The sequence below is a fragment of the SAR202 cluster bacterium genome, assembly GCA_009392515.1.
Lineage (GTDB): Bacteria > Chloroflexota > Dehalococcoidia > Lucifugimonadales > UBA6952 > UBA6952.
Genome location: VFGE01000028.1, coordinates 1 through 16,450, shown reverse-complemented (window position 1 = coordinate 16,450; position 16,450 = coordinate 1). Strand labels below are relative to the sequence as shown.

Genomic DNA, 16,450 nt, shown 5'->3' with positions numbered 1-16,450 from the left:
AGTATTAGATGCTAATATACTTTCACGAGTTCTTCCCAATTTGTGGTATATCGCGGGGAAAGATTGTTTCGTCGCATCTTCCAATTTTGTTTAACTCCTTGAGCTGCATAAAATATTGTATCTCGCCCCATAAACTCATTAATTCTATCTATTGATTTCATTAAACTATCTCGAGATGGATCATAAGAAGTAAAAAAGTGTCCCTGTTGATACTGTTCTGAAACCAAATTGAATAACATAATTCCACATTTATGATAGTGATACCCAGATATATATATTTTTTTTAATAATGTTTTGGCAATCTGGATAATAACAGTTGTGTCAGATGTAGGTAATTCAAAGTTAAACTTCAAACTATTTCTATACTGAGGTAGATCATCTCTAAAAGGGTTAGTTTGTAAAAAAATGTATAGACCATTAGCTTTACTGCCTTGTTGTCGCATTTTTTCACAAGCTCGCGCTGTATAAGTAGATAATGCCTGTTCTATTGGTTTTAATTCATAAAGTAAATTCCCAAAAGATTTAGAAGATATAATAGACTTTTTGGGCATTTGTTTTTCTAAATCAAGACAAGATATTCCATGAAGTTCATATACTATTCTCTCCACTACAACACTTAATTTTTTCTGTATAAACTTTGGGTCGGCATTTTTTAATTGCAGTGCTGTAGATATACCTAGAGCTCGTAATTTCTCGCCCCATCTACGAGATATACCCCATAATTCTTCCACAGGTAAATCTGAGATAATATATTCTTGCAAATCTATATCTCGTAAATCAAACACACCGTTTTGAGTCTGTTTTTTTGCAACATGATTAGCAATTTTACAAAGTGTTTTTGTAGAAGCTATACCAATAGATGTGGGTATTCCTGTCCATTTAAGAATGCTACTTCTTACTTCAATCGCCCATTCAAATAAATCCCGTTTTACAAATCCGTCTAAACGTAAAAATGCCTCATCAATCGAATAGATTTCTAAATCTTGATTGGGTAGCATCATACTTAATGACCTCATAACACGTTGTGACATATCGCCATAAAACTGATAATTAGAAGAAAATACTTTGACATTATTTTTCTCTATAAATGATTTATATTGATAATAAGGAGCCCCCATAGGTATACCAAGTTCTTTTGCTTCATTAGAGCGTGCAATAACACATCCATCATTATTAGAAAGAACAACAATTGGTTTCCCTATCAAATCAGGATTAAAAACTCGTTCACAAGATGCATAAAAATTATTGCAGTCGACTAATGCAAATATACTCATAATTTCTATACCTGATGCAATACATTAGTTACTACACCCCAAATTACCACATCATTATTTTCTTCAATTTTGATAGGTTCATAATCATCATTTTCAGGTACAAGATAGGTTCCTTGAGATGATTTTTTCAACCTCTTTACCGTTAGTTGCCCATCTATTGCTGCTATAACAATTTTCCCATTTTTTGCCTCCAGGCTTCGATCAACTACTAAAATATCACCATGGTGAATACCTGATTTAATCATGGATTGGCCTGCAGCTCTTACAAAAAATGTAGCAGTCGGATGCTTAATAAGGTGTTTATTTAAATCTAAATTACCTTCAAGGTAATCATCAGCAGGAGAAGGAAATCCAGCTTGTACTGCACTGGCATATAAAGGCAAGTTATAACCATTCGTTTCAACATATTCTAATATTTCTTGAATCATACTTTCAGGTATTCGAACAGGTCTGGTTGATTCTTTATATTTACCTTGACCTTTAGGTCTACCAGCTCCAATCCTTGATCCACCTCGTGGCATTTTGGTATCCTTAGCTATAATATATATAATAATAGAATAGTGTACATTATTCAAAAAATCAATATACGAGTAAATTATGAAGTTAAGAATTTTTCTTACATATGTATTAAGTATGAGTATTGCTACGATTATTGCTATACTGGTAACCAATCTATTATTTAATGGAGAAAATTACTTAATTGCCATAATAGGTGCTATGGGAGCTGGTTGGATAAGTGCCAGATATGGATTAGAGTTCAAAAATCAGAGGTGATGTGTGAAAAATGTTGAAGAAGAAATCCGAGCTCTTATTCAACAAAACGGACCGATAACGTTTTCTCAGTTTATGCAAATTTGTCTTTACTCCCCCAAAGGAGGCTTTTACTCTACTCGTGCGAACAGAATTAATACAGAATTTGGAACTTCTCCAACAAGTCATCCAGTATTTGGAACACTCATTGCAAAGCAACTAAACCAAATGTGGGAAATTCTTGATTCCCCTTCTACTTTCCAAGTTATTGAAGTGGGCTCTGGAGACGGAGCTCTAGCGAGATCTATTGTAGACGAAATTCAGCTACTAGACTCTGGCCTTTCTGACGCATTACAATATGTAGCTACAGATTACGAACCCTGGTGGCCAAATTCATTAGAAGAATCACTTGGCTGGGATGGAAAAGCTCAAAATAGTCGACCTAATAAAAGAGAAATAACGTGGGGAATTAATCGAGTAAAAGCAGAAGGAGTTACCCCTTTTAAAAACATAACTGGATGTATTCTTTGTAATGAATTAGTAGATAATTTTCCTTTTCATCAATTTGTTATACAAGATGGATTAGTAAAAGAGATATATGTAACAAATTCAGATAAAGGATTTACTGAAATTTTAGATATACCATCCAGTCCATTAATTTCTAATCGTTTAACATCATTAAATCTTGATTTACCAGAAGGATACCGGGGTGAAATAAATTTAGGCATTGATTCTTGGATGGCAGAAGTTTTTGAAACTTTGGATCGAGGTTTTACACTATCAATTGACTACGGTGAATTATCAAAAGATCTCTATTCATCAAAATATAGTAGTGGTACTCTAATGTGCTACAATCAACATCAATATACTAACAATCCATACCAAAATATTGGTTCTCAAGACATTACATCATTTGTCGACTTCACATCACTTATGAAAGCTGGAGAAAAACAAGGTTTTACAACACAAGGATATACATTACAGCGTAGATTTTTAGAAAATCTAGGTTTTTATTCTTATTTAGATTCACTTGATACAAAAGAATTATCATATGCAAGAAAAGAATTGAGTCGTATAGCTATGAAAACCCTCATTGATCCAGATGATTATGGCGACTTTAAAGTTCTTATTCAATCAAAAGGAATCATAAAAGATATAAAACTACTAGGTTTTAAAAACTAAGACAATTAATAACTACTGGAGAAAAATATGAAAACAGCTATACAAAATGGAAAGATTATAATGAATACTAATATGATTTCAGTTTTAGAAAATCATTCTATCGTTATTGAAAATGACATTATTCTTGATATCTTGCCAAATACTGAAGTCCTAAAACAGTATCCTGATTCGACTATAATAGATGCGACTAACAGAGCAGTTTTTTCAGGATTTGCGAATTGCCACACGCATTTAAATCTAACATTAGCCCGAGGAGTTTTTGAAAATGAATCATATGCTAATACACCCCCATTTCCTGGTCCTCCAAGAAGATCTCTCCCAAAAATTTCTACAGAAGAACAACAAATTATGGTTTTACTAGGTGCTATAGAAGCAATAAAATCTGGGACCACAATCACAATGGAAGTTGCACAAGGAATTATGAACTATGCAAATGAACTTCAAAAAACTGGGCTACGTTTAGTTTTAGCAGAGCAAATGTCTGATAGAGTGTCTGGCAGTATTGGAGAGCCAGGTAAATTTGAATCTGATCAGCAAAAATTAGAGGATGGCATAGAACGAATTATCGATTTACACACAAAATGGAATGGATATGATCAATCAAGGGTTACTGTAGCACTTGCAGCACATGCACCTGATATGAATTCTCCAAAGTCATTGCAAGAATTAAGAATACTTCAAGAAAAACTAGATATTCTGTCAACAATCCACTTAAATCAATTATGGGGAGAGGTACAAAACATTAAAGATAATTTTGGTACAACCCCTACCGAATATTTAGAACAAAATAACTTTTTAACAAGTAAACTTGTAGCTGCCCACTGTAGATGTATGACAAAAAAAGAAGAGCAAATATTAGGCAAGTTTAAATCGTCAGTATCATTTAATTCGTCTATCGCTGCTAGAAGAGGATTGAGCCCTAATATAAAAGATTTAGAGGAATACGGGTGCAATATTGCTATGGGTTCAGATAATATGGACGAAAATATGATCGAAGTTATGAGAACTGGATTATTTATGGAACGTGTACGAATTATGGATGGTAGAAATCCTAATCCAAATGAAGTATATAAATGGGCAACACAAAATGGTTACCAATCTTTAGGAATTAATGATGCAGGATTTATCGCCAAAGGGAATAAAGCTGATTTAATTATAGTTAATACCTTTCAACCTCATATGATACCTCAAACGGACGTTGTTTCTAACTGGGTTCATATGGGACAAATACAAGATGTTGAGTCAGTTATGGTAGATGGTAAATGGATCATGAAAAACCATAAAATTCTTAATTTAGATGAAGAATATATAATTAAAGAAGCTAATCAAATCGCTAAAAAAGCGTGGAATAACTAGAATAATTTAATTGGAGGAAAACTATGCCCAGAGTGGATATTTTAGAAAAAGATCAAATACCTCAGGACAAACAACAATTCTATGATGAAATAGCTAAATATCGAGGACATGTTGCCCGACCATTTAAAGCTTTATTGAATAGCCCAGAAATTGCAACCAAAATTGCTTCATTAGGAGAAGAACTCAGATATGTATCTTCTACAATTAATTCTGAAATCAGGGAAATAATAACTCTAACTATATCTAAAATTCAAAACTGTGAATATGTCTGGACTCATCATGTTGCTTCCGCTAGAGAAGCGGGTATAAGAGAAGAAGTAATTGAAACTATACAAAACAATATTCCACCACGTAAATTACTTCCTAAAGAAGGCGTATTTGTACAATTCACAAAAGAATTATTAGAAAATACCAAAATATCTAATGCAACCTATAGTGCAGTAGAACATTTATTAGGCCAAAAAGCACTTATAGATTTGATAGCAATTATTGGATATTACAATATGCTGTGCTTATCCATTAATGCTTTAGAAGTAGACTTAGAAGATGGGGTTAATCCCTTACTTAATACATAATAAATAATAATCTTGATCTATAAACTCAACAAGAATGAAATAAATTCTGCGGATTCAATAAGTAGAACTCAATGGATCCAACTTATTCTGGTTGGTTCTGGTATGTTTCTAAGTGCTTTAGATATAAGTGTGAATGTCGCCCTACCAAATATTTCAGAATTTTTCACTGTTTCTCCTAACATCACCTATTTTATGATAATTTTTTACCTTGGGACTACTGTAGCTTTACAATTACCAATGGGAAGTGCCGGAGACGCGTTTGGATTAAAAAACGTGTTTATTTTCGGATTAATAGTATACACAATTGCAATGGTATCTATTGGACTTTCTCCTACAATAAATACTGTTCTAGGATTTCGTATATTACAAGCATTTGGCAATTCCGCTATATTGTCTATCGCCCCTGCTTTAGCAACATCGTTATTTCCATCATCTTATAGAGGTAGAGCTCTTGGGATTATGGCAGGCATAGGAAGTTTAGGCATGATTTTTGGTACAGTATTTGCTGGTGTAATTCTAGAATTTTTACCTTGGCAATGGATATTTTTAGGCAGGATACCAATCTGTGTGTTATGTATTATTGGATCATTGATTGTAATTAAAACCTATAACACATCAAACCTTCAAAAAACCCACAGAACAACTGATTTCGATTGGATTGGAGCAATATTAATATTCATTGGTATTATATCTGCAGTATTATTTTTAAATTTAGGGACAAATATCGGCTGGATTCAAATACCAACTCTTTCTACTTCAGTAATATCAATAGGTTCAATAATATTATTTATTAGAAGACAAATATCACTAAATAATCCCTTAATTGAATTTACATTAATTAATAATCCTATTGTTTTGGGTGGTTTTTTTGCAAACCTATTTTTATATATGGGATCTTTTGTTAATTTATTTATACTTCCTTTTTTTGTAGCAGAAATAATTTCCGCATCATCAATAATTTTAGGAATATTTCTATTACTAAACGCAATTTCAATATCGTTATGTTCTCCAATCGGTGGATATTTTTCTGATAAATATGGCTCTGGAATTACTAGTGTTGCAGGACTATGTATTGTGAGTTTAGGCCTATTATCATATAGCATATTATCTCCGGAATCTTCATTAGTAGAAATAGGTATTAGGATGATTATTGTTGGATCTGGTATAGGCCTTTTCCAAAGTGCAAATTTAAGTTTAATTATGGGTAACATGTCGTCAAATTCTTTAGGTACTGGCGGAGCTATATCCGCTATATCTAGAGCATTTGGTAGCGTAACTGCAGTTACGCTCATCGGTTGGTTTTTCACCTTTTTATATCAATCCAATTCACCTGATGTAGACCTTATATATGCATCTTCAACTAGGGATTCTATTGAATCATTTATGTATGCTTTTCAAATATCGTATATATTAGGTTCAATACTTATGATTCTAGGTGTTATCTCTTCGTTAATTGCTTGGATTGGGTTGAAAAAAACCCAAATTAACATTAATTAGTGTTTGGCAAATCTTAAAGGAAATGCGACAATCGAGAAGAAAAAAAGAAAAAGCTATAGGGGCAAGTAATGGATGATAAGAATACTATACCACCAACTGCATTAATTGATTGCTGTATCTTAGCGTCATGGATACATTACGATCCTGATCAACCAAGACAAGTAAAATCACGAGACGATATTTTCAACGCAGTATTTAAGCGATTTTCTGAAGGCAGCTATCCAAGTGGAATTGATATTGCCTTATCTTCTGAAATTGGAAGTGAAACTTGGGGTAGCATTTACCATGAATGGTTTACGAATTTTAATATTCCTAATGGTCAATACCAAGTAGTAATCGGAACTCAGATAGCTAAATTAATCTCAATGGATATAATTATGCGAGATAATTTTGAAGACGGATTTTACAAACTCGTTAAACCATTATCTCAAGATATTGTCGATGCAATAAAAAGTACTACACTTTCGATACCACAAATTGGAATAGAAATTCCTGAATTAAGATTAGCATAAAATGTCTACTTGGGTTTTTATCACTATTTTTGCAGCATTAATGCAAACTATTCGTACAAGTATCCAAAAATCATTAACTAAATTTCTATCTGCTGAGGTTATAACATGGATACGCTTTATATTTGGATTTCCTATTGTAATCATCTATGTAGTTGTGCTACATAATAGCGGTTTTGAATTTCCATCAATAAATCAAAAATTTATTGTTTATTGTTTATTTGCGGGATTATTTCAAATTATTGGAACAATATTACTAGTTTCGCTGTTCTCTCATCGGAATTTTGCTGTAAGTACTGCCTATACCAAAACCGAAGCAATACAAGTTGCCATATTTGGAGCAATTTTCTTTCAAGAATATCTCAACATCCTAAGTAGTATAGCTGTAATTTTAGGTATGTTAGGTGTGGTGATTATGTCGTCTTCACAACAAAACATAGAACTAAAATCACTACTAACTGGTTTAAACAACAAGTCTGTATTTATTGGCATAACATCTGGAGCATCGTTCGCTTTTGATGCATTACTTATTCGTGAAGCCATTCTTATACTCAATCATGACATCCCCTTAACTAATGCTGCCTTAACACTACTTGTTATATTAATCCTTAATATATTTCAACTTGGTATATGGATTACATATAAAAACAGATCAATGTTTAATGGAATCTTATTCTACTGGAAACGTTCTTTATTAGTGGGTGTTACAAGTGCAATTGGATCGATTGCTTGGTTTACAGCCTTTGCTTTGACACAAGCAGCATACGTAAAAACTGTTGGACAAGTAGAGTTACTATTCTCGATATTGGTCACTCAGAGAATATTTAAAGAAGGAATTAGTCGCACTGAAATCTTTTCTATATTTTTAATTATTGCCAGTATTGTTATTTTGATATATAGCACTAATTCATAGACATTTATTTCAATATAGATTAACTTATCTGAATGTTAAAAAATAAAACAAATAAAATATTAGCTTTTTCTTGTAGTAACCATATTATAAGTGATCTATATTTTGCGATTATGTATCCTTTGTTGCCATACATAGCCATAACATACCAACTAAATTATACTCAAACTGGTCTTATCAAAACCGTATTCGACTTGGGTGCTGCATTAACACAACTACCAGCAGGTATTGTTTCTGACCGTATAAGTGAATTTTGGCTTATTGGGGGTGCTAATATATGGGTTGGCATCGGTGTCATATTAATGAGCTTTGCAACTACAAATGTAATGTTTCTAGGTATGTCATTTATAACGGGAATAGGTGGTGGAATTCAACATCCTGTTGGGGCAAGATTTGTTTCTAGAGGCTCAGACACAAAATCACTATTTACTTCTATCGGTATATTAAATTTCTCGGGCGATCTTGGGAAAATAATTGCACCAATTATTGTCGCAATATTAGTCGTTTCTTTTGGGTGGCAAAAGTGTCTATTGTTTGTAGGTATTACAGGCATAATAGTGGTAATTGGAAGTTTATTAATGAGCTTATCAATATCAAGATCACCTAGTAGTGCAAATGGTAAACAAACTCCAACTAAAACTAAAACATCAAATTTGCCCCCTGTAATTGATTCACAATTTGTAGTACTCATGGCGGCAGGATTTATTGACTCAATGATTCGAACAGCAACACTAACGTTTATACCATTTTTATTTATTTCAAAAGGTATGAGTACACTCCGTACTACACTAATATTTACGATATTATATAGTGGAGGAGCTATAGGAAAATTCTCTTCAGGATGGTTGAGTGACCGATATAATGCTTTCTCTATAATTTTTGCCACAAAAATAGTAGTTAGTATTCTACTCCCGATAATACTTATTACCAATATCCCTATTGGCACAGTATTAGTATTTCTTTTAGGTATAGGATTAAATGGAACTTCTTCTGTTCTTTACGGAATAGTTGCACAAATTACAAATTCAGAAACACGGGGAAAAGCATACGGTATTTACTATACAAGTACTGAAGTTGGGGTTGCTATTGCACCAATTTTGTTTGGATTTATTGCTGATAATTATAGTTTAAATATTAGTATGATAGGTATTTCAATAGTAAGTTTATTAGTAATTATTCTGAGTAAAAATATAAAAATACAGTGAAAGAATGTTGAAACAATGCCAAACTTAGACTTAGATGATGTTTCCATCCATTATGAAGAAACTGGGAAAGGCTCCTTTGCATTTGTACATTGTCATGGTATTGGCCAAAGTGGGAAACCTTTCATAGAAGAATTCAGCTTTTGGGAAAAATATTTTGATCGTGTAATCACATGGGATAATCGAGGGTTAGGAGAGTCTTCACAAGCTACAAAATATTCTGTACCTCTATATGCAAATGATTTAGCACGATTATTAAATCATCTCAATGTAACAAAAGTAGTTCTTCATGGAGTTTCTTGGGGTGGAATAGTTGTTCAACAATTTGCATTAGATTATCAGGATATGTGTTCTGCAATAATAATTGATTCTAGTTCTAGCGAAGTAAACGTTACAGCCTCTGAAAACTGGTATAAACAAAGTGAAGAATCCAGAGTTGGTAAAGGAATTAGAAAAATCAAACCTGAACATATGGATTCATTTCTAGCACAAGCTCGTGCAACGGCTGGTCTAAGAGAACACCCTTATACACCTAGGTTAAAAGAAATAAAATGCCCGGCACTGATAGTCGGTGGGGGGCAAGATTCAATAGCAGGAGCTGGAGGATCTATTATTCTAGGAAGAAATCTACCAAATTCTCGTACAGAAATTTTTCAAGATTCTGAACATGGTGTGTATAAACACAAACAAGCTGAATTTAGGAAACTTGTACTAGAATTTTGTAAAAATATAGAAGTTATAAATTAAAGAGAGAATACACAATGACTACAAATTTACTTTGGAGCAATCTAGAAAGTACATTGGATAATATAATAAACCAATTCGAAGGTGTTGCAGGATTGTCTATAAGGTGTCTAAATAATAATAAAACGATATCTATTAATGGAGACGATGTATTCCCAACAGCGTCTTCTATTAAAATACATATATTAACTCAACTATTTACCTTAGAAGATAAAGGAACAATAGATTTAGCAAAACGAGTGAGATTCACACAAGATATGTATGGAGCCGGGAGTGGAGTTATACATTTTTTGGAAAATGAACCAGAATTTACAATTTTAGATATCGCCATTTTGATGATGCTTGTCTCAGACAATACTGCGACGAATATGTGTATAGATCTAGCAGGAATGCAAGAAACAAATAATCTTATAAAAGATCTAGGACTGTCTAAAACAAAACTCGGACGTAAAATGATGGATCCAGATGCAATTAATCGAGGAGAGGAAAATATTTCTACTCCTAACGAATTAACTAAAATGATGGAATTATTGTATCAAAAAAAACCATCTCCTAAAGTTGCTAACAATGTGTTAAATATTATGAGTAAACCAAAATCAGCATATCTGAATAAAGCTATTGGGCCAAATACGAAAATAGCAAACAAGCCAGGGGGTATGGATAAAGTTAGATGCGATGTTGGGATTGTATATTTACCTAATAATCCATATGCTATTTCTATAATGTCTAATTATGGAATTACCGACTCCCTTTCCCAGGAATCCTTTGTAATCGAATTAGCAAAAACTGCACATAAGTTCATGCTGACTTTAGATCAAACAAATGAATTTGGTTTAGGACTACCCACTACTATTCCATTGTAAAGTACAAAAATCCAGAAAGAAAATCAATGAAATTAGATATAAAATGGCTAGGGTTTTTTGCCATTGCTTTTGGAGTTTTTGCCAGTGTGACTGAACAAACTTCAGCACAAATTCTCGTACCCAAAGTTACAGATCATTTTGAATTAAGCTTACCTCATGCACAATGGATAATGTTGGCATATATATTAACAGTTTGTGCTTTATTTATGCCCTTAGGGAAAATAGCTGATAAAATCGGTAGAAAACCAATATTTCTGACTGGCCTTATCACCTTGATGCTTGGAGGAATTATTGGAAGTATTGCGACTACCTATTCAGTTATATTAATTGCAAAGGTTATAGCAGGTTTTGGTGGAGCATCAATCGAAGCAAATGGTATGGCTATGATTGCCGATGTTTTCGGACGAAAACAACGAGGTAAAGCAATGGGATTATATATGTCTATAATTGGATTCAGTGCTATAGCAGGGCCTCTTATAGGTGGATATTTAACAAATATTTACAATTGGCGAGCTTTGTTTATATTTAACGTCATCCTTTGTGGGTTAGGTATAATTATTGCACTTATCATATTTAGAAATAAAGAACTCAATATACAACCGAATCAAATTACAGGTGCATTTTCATTTGACTGGAGAGGTGGTTTTTTATCTACTGCAACTCTTCTAATTTTCCTTCTAGTCATAACATTTGGAAACCAAGAAGGCTGGACTTCACTATATATTAGTAGCGGCATTTTTCTTTGCCTGTTGCTATTTTTCTTATTTATTTGGCAAGAAAAAACTACTAAAGATCCATTATTAGATTTAAATTTCTTTAAAATCAAAACTTTTTCTCTGAGCGTTACTACTAGATTCTTAGCATTTTTAAGTATGTCATTTTCGGGATTTCTTATGCCATTCTATTTAATTCAAATAATGGGATTCACAACCACCACCGTGGGTGTATTGCTTGCTCCAGGTGCACTTTCGATGGCTATTATTGGGCCATTTAGTGGTCAATTATCCGATAAAATTGGAACTAAATGGCTAACTGCATTTGGTATGGCTATTAGTGGTTCAGCCTTGATATTCCTTGCGTATCTCAATATAAATTCAAGTATTACTGCTATTTTACTAGGATTGACACTGCAAGGATGTGGAGCAGGAATATTTATGTCTCCAAATAATAGTGCAATTATGAATTCTATTGACAGTTCTCACTTTGGTATTGGATCAGGATTTATGAATTTGATTAGGGCAACTGCAAGTTTATCCGGTATCGCAATAGCAACAACTATTGTCGTAATTACAATGACACAATTAAACTTTGAGCCAAATCTTTCAAATATTACTGATTCATCAGATAATGGTATTAAGTTATCATTTATAAGTGGAATGAAAAACTCATTTACTATCGCTGGTTTTATAATGTATGTATCCGCAATAATTTCGATTATACGTGGAGAACCGAAATCTATGAATAATAGTTGAGGTGAAAAATTAAAAAGTTAATTGTTATATTAATTTTTCTAATATTGCTTATAGCTTGTACTAATAGTTGTGATGAAGAAGTCTCAGATCAAACTATTACCAACAAAAAAGTTGATGAAACAATAGATCCCAACGTTCCAAAAGATGATGCAAAACTATGGAAAGAAGACCAAATTGCAAGACATGATAAATATCCTGCATTGGTATATTAAAAGAGGTGAAATATTACAGCAATAAACTTAAAATCATTGAAGTATCTATGGGTAATTTTATTAATATTAGTGGTTTTTATTTTACAAACAAATAAAATCTACGCACATCAACCATTTAAAATAATTAAATCAACCACAGATATAACAACCATTGATTTAAGTGACGCATCTGTATCTCATGCATTTTATGGAGAATTTGAGTCTACAGATGAAGAAATAATATTCAATCTCAATAATTTTTCTGACAATATACTGAAATTTAGCATTTTAATACCAGATCAAGAACCTGAAAATCAAATTAAAGAAAATTATCTTCCTGAACTTTCAATCGAAAAATTATCAAATTCTGAAAACCAACAAGAATCTATTAAGGAATTATACAAAGCTAATATACGAAGTACATTCTATGAACCCTATAGTCAAATGAACCTAATTAGAGTGATTTCACATCAAGAAACCTTACAAAATGGTTCTACAATCAAAGTTACCTTAAAATCTAATGGTGTATTAAGATATGTATTTTCTGTAGGATCTAAAGAAATTTTCTCATCGGTATATGCATCGGGGAATACCGAATATTTTAACTCATCAGCACAAATAGCTTGGTATATTAATCCTATATATATAAATGAACCGACTTCTACACCCCAGGAACTAAATGAAAGCAAACCAACTCCTACACACGAAGAATTAAATGAAAATAAACCAATACAATCAGCTGAAGAAATTCAGTCAACCACAAAAACACAGGATTTGTTTATAGAACAGATAGACAATACAAACATTTCAGAAAACAGAATAAATATATCTACTCTAATTTCAGTTTTTTCATCCATAATATTAATTGTTGTAATAGTTCTAATAACGTACAAATATAAAGGTAATAAAAATGGAAACAACTGATTCATTAATAGAAGCAAATACAAGATTTTATCGAGCATTCGAATTATTTGATATAGAGGAAATGAATGAATTATGGGATAAAGAGTTAGCAGTTACCTGCATCCATCCAGGATGGCCCTTAATTCAAGGAAGAAAAGAAATACTCCAAAGCTGGATAAACATATTTAACAATACTATGGTAATGCAATTCACCATAATCGAATCTTCTATTACAATTGAAGGGGAATGGGGATGGATTGTTTGTACTGAATCTCTACGCTCAGTAGTTAATGGGAAAGTTAATGAAGGTAGAGTAGAAGCTACAAATATTTTCCGTAGAGTGGAAAACCAATGGTATCTAGTACATCACCATGGATCTCCGATTATTAACTAAATTTGTAATTATGATTTTATGAGTTTAAAATCTTCTTATCTAAACTATTAGTAAATATCTATAAATGACTATAAAAAAGATACAATTAACACCAATATTAATAAGCTTAATTCTTTTGATTGGATGCCAATCAAATAATGATGTAGAACCCAACGACTGTGCAATTATTGAAGACCCTAAATGGTATGTACAACCTGCAATGGTAAGCATTGAAGTTAAAGACGTCGGATACATAACAGGCGTTTTAATAAAAGATACAAACTTCATAGTTACAAGTGCAAATAATATCGCTGAAAAAATCTCATCAAACTCAGATCTCTTTGTTCATTTCTATGGGGGTTTTGTATCCGAAGGTATCAATGCTAAAGTTTACCCATCAGCAAATATAGGTATTATTGAAACTGAAATTCCATCGAGTTTAACTGGAATTGTAACAAAAAACTCTATCCCAATCCAAAACGAAAGTGCTATTACAAGCTCATATATATTCAATGGACCATATAGCACTATTAACGCTTCATACCAATCTACTCGCTCCAATCTTACTGGTATAAACACTCACGTATTTTCTTCCCAAACTGCAATCTCAGAAGACTTTAATGGAGGATCAGTATTCGATTTATGTGGTCAATTAATTGGTATTGTTACTGGAGCTACTGCTGGAGATAACCCAACAATTATAGTTTCTGAATTAAATCCAGAATTATTAAATGAAATAGACAATAATTATTCAACGCTCAAAACTTATTATGAAAAACCTGATTTAACAATAGGTACGACTACGTCAAATTCGATAATTAGTACCACAAATAACCTAAATGCTATAACAAGTACAGAAACAGTTGCTGTCCCTACACCTACAAAAACTCTTGATATAACTCCTACTCCTACACCTGAAACAACTTCTACACAAGTCGCTGGAAAACTAACCACGACTCCTGTTTCAGCTACTCCTACTCCTACTCCTACTCCTGCTCCTAAACCTACCCCTACTCCTACGCCTTTACCTTTACCTACACCTACTCCAACACCTGCTCCAATACTCGGACCAGTGCTCAACAATTTGAATATATCAAATAATGAACGGGCAATTTCAATAGAAATAGGAATTGAACCTAACCTTAATGGGGTTAAAGAAGCGAGCGTTTGGTTTATAAGAGATACCCAAGAAACCAGTTTTTCATGCTTTGGATTTAGTAATGTAATTAGAGATAATAAAGCAATGTTAAGCTGCAAAATAGCTTTAAACGTAGAAGGTGATTTCTGGAATCAGGCAGGATATTACTTATGGGACCGTGTAAATCTTAAAGATAATAACAACATTCGTTCAACATATTGGAACACAGGAAAAGTTGATCAAAATATCGACGATCCCACTAATAAAATTATTAACCATGAGATAACTGCAGAACACTTATATTTTGATTTTGCTGCCCCAACTCCAACACCAATTGTGACACCTACACCTACGCCTACACCCACTCCTACTCCTACTCCCACGCCGACACCTACTCCAACTCCTACTCCGGCACCTGAACCAAGTCCTGAAGATTACGCTAATATTTTTTCAGTGACGTTTAATAGTTCTTACGACAACACTAATCGTAATAGCGGTACAGTTACTGGGATAAAAGACGGATTTTTAAACTTAGTAGGATGTGATATTTCTGGAACATATAATCTTGGATCACCTTGGCTTATTGTTGATTTTAAAGATACTTCTAGTGGTGAAACATTACAAATTAACGAACACGAACTTACCTGTAATGCGAGTATTTCAACACCTAAAACTGGTACATATATCTGGCAAAAAGCACAAATAGTATCACCTTTAAACAATAATCAAACACTTACTAAAACCTACTATCCAGATGGAACTTATAAGGATAATAACGACAACCTTATGGGAACACAAAATATATTTATTCCACAAATAAATATTATTAATCCTGGACAAACAGTAGCTTATAACGAATTAACTCATTCTCATGGCTATGCAGGTCGCACATTAAACTGGACAAACTTAAATATCAATAGTACAGGAAAGCCGTATGCTATTGTTACTCCTGGTTCAACTGTTAATGTTAGTAGTAACTTAACATACACCCATACAAGTGGATATTGTCCAGGATGTATAGTTCAATTCTACTTACGAGTTCAAGATGTTCATAATACATGTCTTAGGAGTGGGGGAACTTATGGTGGAGGGAATGTAACAAAGAATTTCAGTTTTACTGCACCTAGTGATCCTGGAACTTATTACATCCAATCAAGAGGATCTTTACAGTATTCTTGTAGCAATAGCAACAATGCCGGAGGTAATAGTTTTGGTAATAATTCTATCGGAGTTATTGTTGTTGCAAATACTGGTTCTACTGAAGCCGCCTACACAACTTTCGAAGGACAATAATTAAACTATGAAACGTACTACTATTCATTTAATAAGAATCTTCGCATGGTTCTTAGTGTCATTCCATTCAATAAATCTCATATTAAAAATAATACGAAATGTAGGATTAGATGAAGGAATTACTCCTCGAAATCTTATGATAATCCCGTATTATTTACTTTGGATTGGTTTCGAGGCATTGATCGCAATTCAATGTGGGAAATTACTGAAGAAAAATA

At 32.9% G+C, this 16,450-nt stretch carries 17 protein-coding genes; 13 read left to right on the top strand and 4 right to left on the bottom strand.

The features are described from left to right. Positions 1 to 11 precede the first annotated feature (11 nt). The gene (locus FI695_03725) at positions 12 to 1,274 is read right to left on the bottom strand and encodes a Y-family DNA polymerase (protein ID MQG51069.1); all 1,263 of its coding nucleotides are present in this window, start codon (positions 1,272 to 1,274) and stop codon (positions 12 to 14) included. A 5-nt stretch (positions 1,275 to 1,279) separates the two neighbouring features. Beyond that, entirely contained in the window at positions 1,280 to 1,795 is a 516-nt protein-coding gene (gene umuD, locus FI695_03720; GenBank protein MQG51068.1) for a translesion error-prone DNA polymerase V autoproteolytic subunit, read from the bottom strand. A 256-nt stretch (positions 1,796 to 2,051) separates the two neighbouring features. Between umuD and FI695_03715 the strand changes: the two genes are divergently transcribed. From FI695_03715 to FI695_03660, 12 genes are all read left to right on the top strand, one after another. After that, positions 2,052 to 3,206, top strand: a complete 1,155-nt coding sequence (locus tag FI695_03715; protein MQG51067.1) for a hypothetical protein — start codon at positions 2,052 to 2,054, stop codon at positions 3,204 to 3,206. Positions 3,207 to 3,233: 27 nt separating this feature from the next. Beyond that, positions 3,234 to 4,562, top strand: coding sequence for an amidohydrolase family protein (locus tag FI695_03710; protein MQG51066.1), 1,329 nt, complete (start codon positions 3,234 to 3,236; stop codon positions 4,560 to 4,562). Between the two features lie 23 nt (positions 4,563 to 4,585). After that, positions 4,586 to 5,137, top strand: coding sequence for a hypothetical protein (locus tag FI695_03705; GenBank protein MQG51065.1), 552 nt, complete (start codon positions 4,586 to 4,588; stop codon positions 5,135 to 5,137). 12 nt (positions 5,138 to 5,149) lie between these two features. After that, complete coding sequence (locus tag FI695_03700; GenBank protein MQG51064.1) at positions 5,150 to 6,634, top strand: MFS transporter; 1,485 nt, start codon at positions 5,150 to 5,152, stop codon at positions 6,632 to 6,634. 68 nt (positions 6,635 to 6,702) lie between these two features. Then, positions 6,703 to 7,146 (top strand): hypothetical protein, encoded by a 444-nt coding sequence (locus tag FI695_03695; GenBank protein ID MQG51063.1) that lies wholly within the window; start codon positions 6,703 to 6,705, stop codon positions 7,144 to 7,146. A gap of 1 nt (position 7,147) precedes the next feature. Next, a complete protein-coding gene (locus tag FI695_03690) occupies positions 7,148 to 8,056 on the top strand; it encodes a DMT family transporter (protein ID MQG51062.1) in 909 nt (302 codons plus the stop codon). 32 nt (positions 8,057 to 8,088) lie between these two features. Next, positions 8,089 to 9,258: an MFS transporter gene (locus FI695_03685; GenBank protein ID MQG51061.1), complete on the top strand. Its 1,170-nt coding sequence runs from the start codon at positions 8,089 to 8,091 to the stop codon at positions 9,256 to 9,258. 15 nt (positions 9,259 to 9,273) lie between these two features. Then, positions 9,274 to 10,002, top strand: a complete 729-nt coding sequence (locus FI695_03680; GenBank protein ID MQG51060.1) for an alpha/beta hydrolase — start codon at positions 9,274 to 9,276, stop codon at positions 10,000 to 10,002. 14 nt (positions 10,003 to 10,016) lie between these two features. Continuing rightward, the gene (locus FI695_03675) at positions 10,017 to 10,862 is read left to right on the top strand and encodes a serine hydrolase (GenBank protein MQG51059.1); all 846 of its coding nucleotides are present in this window, start codon (positions 10,017 to 10,019) and stop codon (positions 10,860 to 10,862) included. 26 nt (positions 10,863 to 10,888) lie between these two features. Further along, positions 10,889 to 12,334 (top strand): MFS transporter, encoded by a 1,446-nt coding sequence (locus FI695_03670; GenBank protein ID MQG51058.1) that lies wholly within the window; start codon positions 10,889 to 10,891, stop codon positions 12,332 to 12,334. Between the two features lie 248 nt (positions 12,335 to 12,582). Beyond that, positions 12,583 to 13,449, top strand: a complete 867-nt coding sequence (locus FI695_03665; protein MQG51057.1) for a hypothetical protein — start codon at positions 12,583 to 12,585, stop codon at positions 13,447 to 13,449. Continuing rightward, on the top strand, positions 13,436 to 13,822 hold the full coding sequence (locus FI695_03660) for a nuclear transport factor 2 family protein (protein ID MQG51056.1): 387 nt from the start codon (positions 13,436 to 13,438) through the stop codon (positions 13,820 to 13,822). The genes FI695_03665 and FI695_03660 overlap by 14 nt, the downstream gene beginning before the upstream one ends. A gap of 369 nt (positions 13,823 to 14,191) precedes the next feature. Here the strand turns inward: FI695_03660 and FI695_03655 are convergent, their stop codons facing one another. Further along, the gene (locus tag FI695_03655; GenBank protein MQG51055.1) at positions 14,192 to 14,380 is read right to left on the bottom strand and encodes a hypothetical protein; all 189 of its coding nucleotides are present in this window, start codon (positions 14,378 to 14,380) and stop codon (positions 14,192 to 14,194) included. A gap of 189 nt (positions 14,381 to 14,569) precedes the next feature. Next, positions 14,570 to 15,058 (bottom strand): hypothetical protein, encoded by a 489-nt coding sequence (locus FI695_03650; GenBank protein MQG51054.1) that lies wholly within the window; start codon positions 15,056 to 15,058, stop codon positions 14,570 to 14,572. Between FI695_03650 and FI695_03645 the strand changes: the two genes are divergently transcribed. Next, positions 15,045 to 16,232: a hypothetical protein gene (locus tag FI695_03645; protein ID MQG51053.1), complete on the top strand. Its 1,188-nt coding sequence runs from the start codon at positions 15,045 to 15,047 to the stop codon at positions 16,230 to 16,232. The two genes, FI695_03650 and FI695_03645, sit on opposite strands and share 14 nt — an antisense overlap. The last annotated feature ends 218 nt before the right edge of the window (positions 16,233 to 16,450 follow it).